6 protein-coding genes are annotated in these 6,204 nt (G+C 64.2%); all 6 read left to right on the top strand.

All coding sequences use genetic code 11. The features are described 5' to 3' along the window. Positions 1-276, top strand: a 276-nt coding sequence (locus R3280_RS15640) for a response regulator (protein WP_318999541.1), incomplete at its 5' end; no start/stop codon positions are given. A gap of 33 nt (positions 277-309) precedes the next feature. Continuing rightward, positions 310-1,098 carry a protein phosphatase CheZ gene (locus R3280_RS15635; protein ID WP_318999540.1) on the top strand — a complete coding sequence of 263 codons (789 nt, stop codon included), beginning with the start codon at positions 310-312 and terminating at the stop codon, positions 1,096-1,098. A gap of 13 nt (positions 1,099-1,111) precedes the next feature. After that, complete coding sequence (locus R3280_RS15630) at positions 1,112-3,241, top strand: chemotaxis protein CheA (RefSeq protein ID WP_318999539.1); 2,130 nt, start codon at positions 1,112-1,114, stop codon at positions 3,239-3,241. Between the two features lie 35 nt (positions 3,242-3,276). Beyond that, positions 3,277-4,401 (top strand): chemotaxis response regulator protein-glutamate methylesterase, encoded by a 1,125-nt coding sequence (locus R3280_RS15625; protein WP_318999538.1) that lies wholly within the window; start codon positions 3,277-3,279, stop codon positions 4,399-4,401. Beyond that, positions 4,401-5,141, top strand: coding sequence for a flagellar motor protein (locus R3280_RS15620; protein WP_318999537.1), 741 nt, complete (start codon positions 4,401-4,403; stop codon positions 5,139-5,141). Before R3280_RS15625 ends, R3280_RS15620 begins: the two co-directional genes overlap by 1 nt. Before the next feature lie 34 nt (positions 5,142-5,175). Continuing rightward, on the top strand, positions 5,176-5,964 hold the full coding sequence (gene motD, locus R3280_RS15615) for a flagellar motor protein MotD (protein WP_318999536.1): 789 nt from the start codon (positions 5,176-5,178) through the stop codon (positions 5,962-5,964). Positions 5,965-6,204: the final 240 nt, after the last annotated feature.

The following is a 6,204-nucleotide window of genomic DNA, read 5'->3' as shown; positions in this document are numbered from 1 at the left end:
GATGGCAACACCGCCTTGCCCATGTTGAAAAGCGGCAAATACGACTTTCTGGTGACCGACTGGAACATGCCGGGCATGTCTGGCATGGAGCTGCTCAAGGCAGTGCGGGCCGACGAAAACCTCAAGACCCTGCCGGTCCTGATGGTGACCGCCGAGGCCAAGCGCGAGCAGATCATTGCTGCGGCCCAGGCGGGCGTCAACGGTTACGTGGTCAAACCGTTCACCGCTGCTGTGCTCAAAGAGAAGATCGAAAAGATCTTTGAGCGTATGCAGTAAGTACCCAGTTTGGAAAAGGCCGAGCGAGCGCTCATGGGCAACAGAAAGACAAAGAATCCGCACCTCGATGCCGAGGTGACGGAGAAGCTGAAGGCGCAGGCGAGCGAACTCGTCGAGCAGGTTAACGCTGGCGACTATGCCAAGGCAATGCGGCTTATTAATGACCTGAACGAGGTCCGGGATCAGAGCCTGTACCGTGAAGTGGGGCGGTTGACCCGCAGCCTTCACGAGGCGATTCGCAACTTCCAGATCGACCCGCAGAATCCCGAGCAACAGGAGGCCCTGTCCAAGATGTCGGACGCCTCCGACCGCCTCGAGTATGTGGTAAAGATGACCAGTAATGCCGCCAACCGCACCATGGACCTGGTGGAGGATGCCATGCCCCGGGCCAACGCCATGCGAGAGCAGGCTCAGGCCCTCCGTGACGACTGGCAGCGCCTGCGGCGCCGGGAGATGGCACCTGAGGAATTCCGCGACCTGTACGGCCGCATCGACAGCTTCTTCGTCACCATGGCCGATGATGCCGACGCCATGTACGGCAACCTGTCCGAAATCCTGCTGGCGCAGGACTTCCAGGACCTGACAGGCCAGGTGATCCAGAAGGTTACCACCCTGGTCAAGGAGGTGGAGGAGCACCTGCTGAGCCTGGTGGTCATGGCCAGCCATGTGGACAAGATCACCGGCACGGTCCACGACATAACAGCGCCCGAGGAAGAATCCCCTGAGAAGGGACAGGGTCCCCAGATGCGTGCGGCCGAACGGGCCGATGTGGTGTCCGGTCAGGACGACGTTGATGACCTTCTGTCCAGTCTGGGTTTCTAAATGAGGTTGTTCCATGGCATTTGACGCTGACGACGAGATTCTCCAGGACTTCCTGGTGGAAGCCGGTGAAATTCTTGAAAAGCTTTCCGAGCAGTTGGTGGACCTGGAGCAGAATCCGGACGACAGCGACCTGCTCAATGCCATTTTCCGGGGTTTTCACACCGTAAAGGGCGGCGCCGGCTTCCTGCAGCTGGACGCCCTGGTCAACTGCTGCCATTCGGCAGAGAACGTTTTTGACACCCTGCGCAACCGCAAGCGCCGGGTGGACCCGGAGCTCATGGATGTGGTCCTGCCGGTGCTGGACTACGTCAACGCCATGTTCGAGCAGGTCCGCAACCGGGAAGAACCCACTCCCGCCCCGGATGAACTGATTGAGGCACTGGACCGCTTTGCCGAGCCCGCATCGGAGGATGCCGCAGCCGAGCCCGCCGAATCCTATTCCGGCAGCGAGGAAGGCGAGGAAGCGTCGGCTGACGACGGCGGGGACATTACCGACGAAGAGTTCGAGCAGCTGCTCAATGCCCTCGACGGAAGCGACAGCGGCGATGAGCCGAAGGCGGCGGAGGAGTCCGCCTCCGGTGGCGGCAGCGACAGCGACGAGATTACCGACGACGAGTTCGAGGCCCTGCTGGACGATCTCCATGGCAAGGGCAAGTTCTCAGGCCCGGTGGCCGGGCAGGAGGCCGCGTCGTCCGCGGCCGGCGACCAGAAGGCCGGTGGCGGTGGCGACGACCTGATCACCGATGACGAATTTGAAAGCCTGCTGGATGAGCTCCATGGCCGCGGCGGCAGCCCCACCGCCGGCGCCCCGGCCGGCAAACCGGAAGCCAAGAAGCCCGAAGCCCAAAAACCGGAACCCAAGAAGCCGGAGTCCAAGAAGCCTGAGCCGAAAAAAACCGAGCCCGCCAAGGCCGGTGGTGGCAGGGCCGAGCCGGCAGCCGCCCCTGCCCCGGCGGCGCCGCCCCGTGACGCCGCGTCGGCGGCGGAAACCACAGTGCGGGTGGACACCAAGCGACTGGACGACATCATGAACATGGTGGGCGAGCTGGTGCTGGTGCGAAACCGCCTGCAACGGCTGGGCTCGCAAAGCGAAGACGAGCACATGCAGAAGGCGGTCTCCAACCTGGACGTGGTCACCACCGACCTGCAGTCCGCGGTCATGCAGACCCGCATGCAGCCCATCAAGAAGGTGTTCGGCCGCTTCCCCCGGGTGGTCCGGGACCTGGCCCGCAGTCTCAAGAAAGAAATCAACCTGGTGATGCACGGCGAGGACACCGATCTGGACAAGAACCTGGTGGAGGCCCTGTCGGACCCGCTGGTTCACCTGGTACGCAATTCGGTGGACCACGGCATCGAGCTGCCGGAAGTCCGTGAGAAGGCCGGCAAGCCCCGCACCGGCACTGTCACCCTGTCCGCCGAGCAGGAGGGTGATCACATCCTGCTGGTGATCGAGGACGACGGTGCCGGTATGGACCCGGACAAGCTGCGCCAGAAGGCGGTGGAGAAGGGCATCTACGACCAGGATGCCGCCGACCGCCTGAGCAGGACCGAATGCTATAACCTGATCTTCGCCGCCGGCTTCTCCACCAAGGAGCAGATTTCCGATGTCTCCGGACGCGGTGTGGGCATGGACGTGGTCAAGACCAAGATCGGCCAGCTCAACGGCATGATCAATGTGGAGTCGGAGCTGGGCAAGGGCTCGCGCATCGTCATCAAGGTACCGCTCACCCTGGCCATCATGCCGACTCTGATGATCATGCTGGGGGATCAGTCCTTCGCGCTGCCGCTGGTGAACGTGGTGGAAATCTTCCACCTCGACCTGACCAAGAAGAACATCGTCGATGGCCGCGAGTGCATCGTGGTGCGGGACAAGGTGTTCCCGCTGTTTCACATCAAGCGCTGGCTGGTGCAGGGTGCCGCCGGCCAGCCCGCTCCCAAGAGCGGTCACGTGGTGATCGTGGCCATGGGCACCAAGCGCGTGGGTTTTGTGGTGGACCAGCTGATTGGTCAGGAAGAGGTGGTGATCAAGCCCCTGGGCCGCGCCCTGCAGGGCACCCCCGGCATGGCCGGCGCCACCATTACCGGGGACGGCCGCATCGCACTGATCATCGATGTGCCCAGCCTGCTGCAGCGCTACGGCTGAACCGGAGGGCATGAATCCGTGCTGAGGAGAAGTAGATGACGGTTTCTGTCCTGGTGGTCGACGATTCGGGCTTCTTCCGCAAGCGCCTGACTGAAATTCTCAACGCCTCCGGCAGCATCGAGGTGGTGGGGGTTGCCAGCAACGGCCGGGAGGGCGTTGAGATGGCGGAAAAACTCCGCCCCGACGTCATCACCATGGACTACGAGATGCCGGTCATGGACGGCATCACCGCGGTCCGGGAAATTCTCAAGCGCCGGGCAGTGCCGGTCCTGATGTTCTCGTCGCTGACCTACGAAGGCGCCCGGGTGACACTGGACGCGCTCGAGGCCGGCGCGGTGGACTTCCTGCCCAAGAACTTCGAGGAAATCGCCCGCGACAACAGCGAGCTGCAGAGGATCCTGCGCCAGCGGATTCTGGACGTGGCGCGCAGCCAGCCGGCATCCCGGCCGGCCCCGGTGGCTCCGGCCCCGGCCGCACCCACCAGACAGAGCCTCCGGCCGACCCAGGAACGACCGGCCACGCCGGAGCGGCCAGCACCCGCGCCGGCGCCGGAATCGAGCCGGGCGACCGGTCGCCGGGCCGCGCACCGGTCATTCAGCGTGGTGGCCATAGGTACCTCCACCGGCGGCCCCATTGCCCTGCAGCGGGTGCTGACCGCGCTGCCCGCCGGATTTCCGGCCCCCATCGTGCTGGTGCAGCACATGCCCGCCAGTTTCACGCCGGCGTTTGCGGACCGGCTCAACAAGCTCTGCCAGATCGAGGTCCGCCAGGCCGAAGAGGGCGATCTTCTGCGGCCCGGTCTGGCGCTACTGGCCCCCGGTGGCAAGCAGATGATGATCGAAAACCGCGGCGGCCAGGCACGGGTTCGGGTGTTGCCCGGCGACGAGCGCCTGAACTACAAGCCCTGTGTCGATGTGACCTTCGGCTCCCTGGCCCGCAGCTTTCCCGGCAAGACCCTGGGGGTCATCCTCACCGGCATGGGCGCTGACGGCAAGGAAGGCTGCCGGATGATGAAGCAGGCCGGCGCGGTGGTCTGGTCCCAGGATGAGAAAACCTCGGTAATCTACGGCATGCCCATGGCCGTGGCCAAGGCCGGTCTGTCCGACGAGATTCTGGCGCTGGAGGATGTCGGCCGTCGTCTGGTGGAGGCCGTGATCTGATGGATATCCTCAGCCTCCTGGGCATCATCCTGGCCTTTGCCGCCATCCTCGGCGGCAATCTGCTGGAGGGCGGCGCCCTGGCGTCCCTGTTCAATGGCCCGGCGGCGCTGATCGTCATTGGCGGCACCCTGGCGGCCACCATCCTGCAGACCTCCTGGCCCACCCTGCGCAGGGCATTCGCCCAGGTGCGCTGGGTTTTCCTGCCGCCCCATGTGGGGCTGGAGGACGGCATGGGCAAGGTCATCGACTGGAGTGTCAAGGCCCGCAAGCAGGGTCTGCTGGGGCTTGAGGGCATGGCGGAGCGGGAGCCCGAGCGGTTCGCACGCAAGGGCCTGCAGTTGCTGGTGGACGGCGCCGAGACCGAATCCATCCGCAGCATCCTGGAGGTGGACCTGGAGTCCCGCGAGAGCCGGGATCTGGACGCCGCCCGCGTATTCGAGGCCATGGGGGGCTACTCCCCCACCATTGGCATCATCGGCGCGGTCATGGGCCTGATCCAGGTGATGACCAACCTGGAGGATCCCAGCAGCCTGGGCAGCGGTATCGCCACCGCCTTCGTGGCCACCATCTACGGCGTTGCCCTGGCCAACCTGCTGTTCTTTCCCATCGCCAACAAGATGCGGGCGCTGGTGCGCCAGCGTTCCCGCTACGAAGACATGATGATCGACGGCATCATTGCCATTGCCGAGGGTGAGAACCCCCGGTCCATCGAGCTGCGCCTGCGCGGCTTCATACAGTGAGGCACGGACCTGCCGGTCCGGGCTTGGGTGAGTTATGAGACGGCGACGCCTACCGCAGGATGACCTGCACAATCAGGAACGCTGGCTGGTGTCCTACGCGGACTTCATCACCCTGCTGTTCGCCTTTTTCGTGGTGATGTACGCGGTGTCCTCGGTCAACGAGGGCAAATACAAGGTCCTCTCCGACACCCTCACAGGGGTCTTCAACGCCCCCCAGCGCTCGGTCAATCCCGTCGAGGTGGGGGAGTTCGACCCGCGAGCCATTGCCAATACCAATCCGGACGTGATCAACCCCGCCGTCACCGAAGCGCCCCGAAACGACGCCGGCGCCGGCGATGAGATCAATCGTACCCAGGCCCTGCGAGCCATGGCGGACCAGCTGGCGCTGGAGTTCGACGAGCTGATTGATCAGGGCGTGGTGACCCTGGAAACCAGCGATGAATGGATCGAACTCAGCCTGCGGGACAGCCTGCTGTTCGGCAGCGGCGACGCCGAGCCGCATTTCGATGCCTTCGAGCTGCTCGAGACCATTGCCGGTGTGCTCAAGGGCCGCGATAACGCGGTTCGCGTCGAGGGCTTCACCGATGACCTGCCCATCCGCACCGCCAGCTTCCCCTCCAACTGGGAGTTGTCCGCTGCGCGCGCTGCAGCGGTGGTGCGGGTGCTCATAATGGAAGGTGTGGAACCGGAACGGCTGGCGGCGGTAGGTTATGGCCAGTATCAGCCGCTGGCCCGCAATGACACCGCCGAGGGTCGCAGCCGCAACCGTAGGGTGGTGCTGCTGATTTCCCGGGATGCCAGTATCCGGGGTGTCATGCGCTAGCCGGAACGGCCAGGCTGGCACGAATCCTGTATCCCGTTTTGGAAACCGCGGAGCGGGCAAAGGATTGCCGCGGAACCCAGGCCAGGAAGGACCCTTACCGGCTCCGCCACACTCAAGAAACCGATCAGATGGCCGACACCCTATCAGTGTGGCGGACCAATCACGGAGACGCTTTGTGCGAATTTGGGCAGTAGCCAATCAAAAGGGTGGGGTGGGCAAGACCACCACCGTGACAGCGCT

The sequence above is a fragment of the Marinobacter sp. genome (assembly GCF_033722195.1).
In the GTDB taxonomy this organism is placed as follows: Bacteria; Pseudomonadota; Gammaproteobacteria; order Pseudomonadales; family Oleiphilaceae; genus Marinobacter.
The sequence above is the reverse complement of the archived record's forward strand: the minus strand, read 5'-3'. Positions and strand labels throughout refer to the sequence as shown.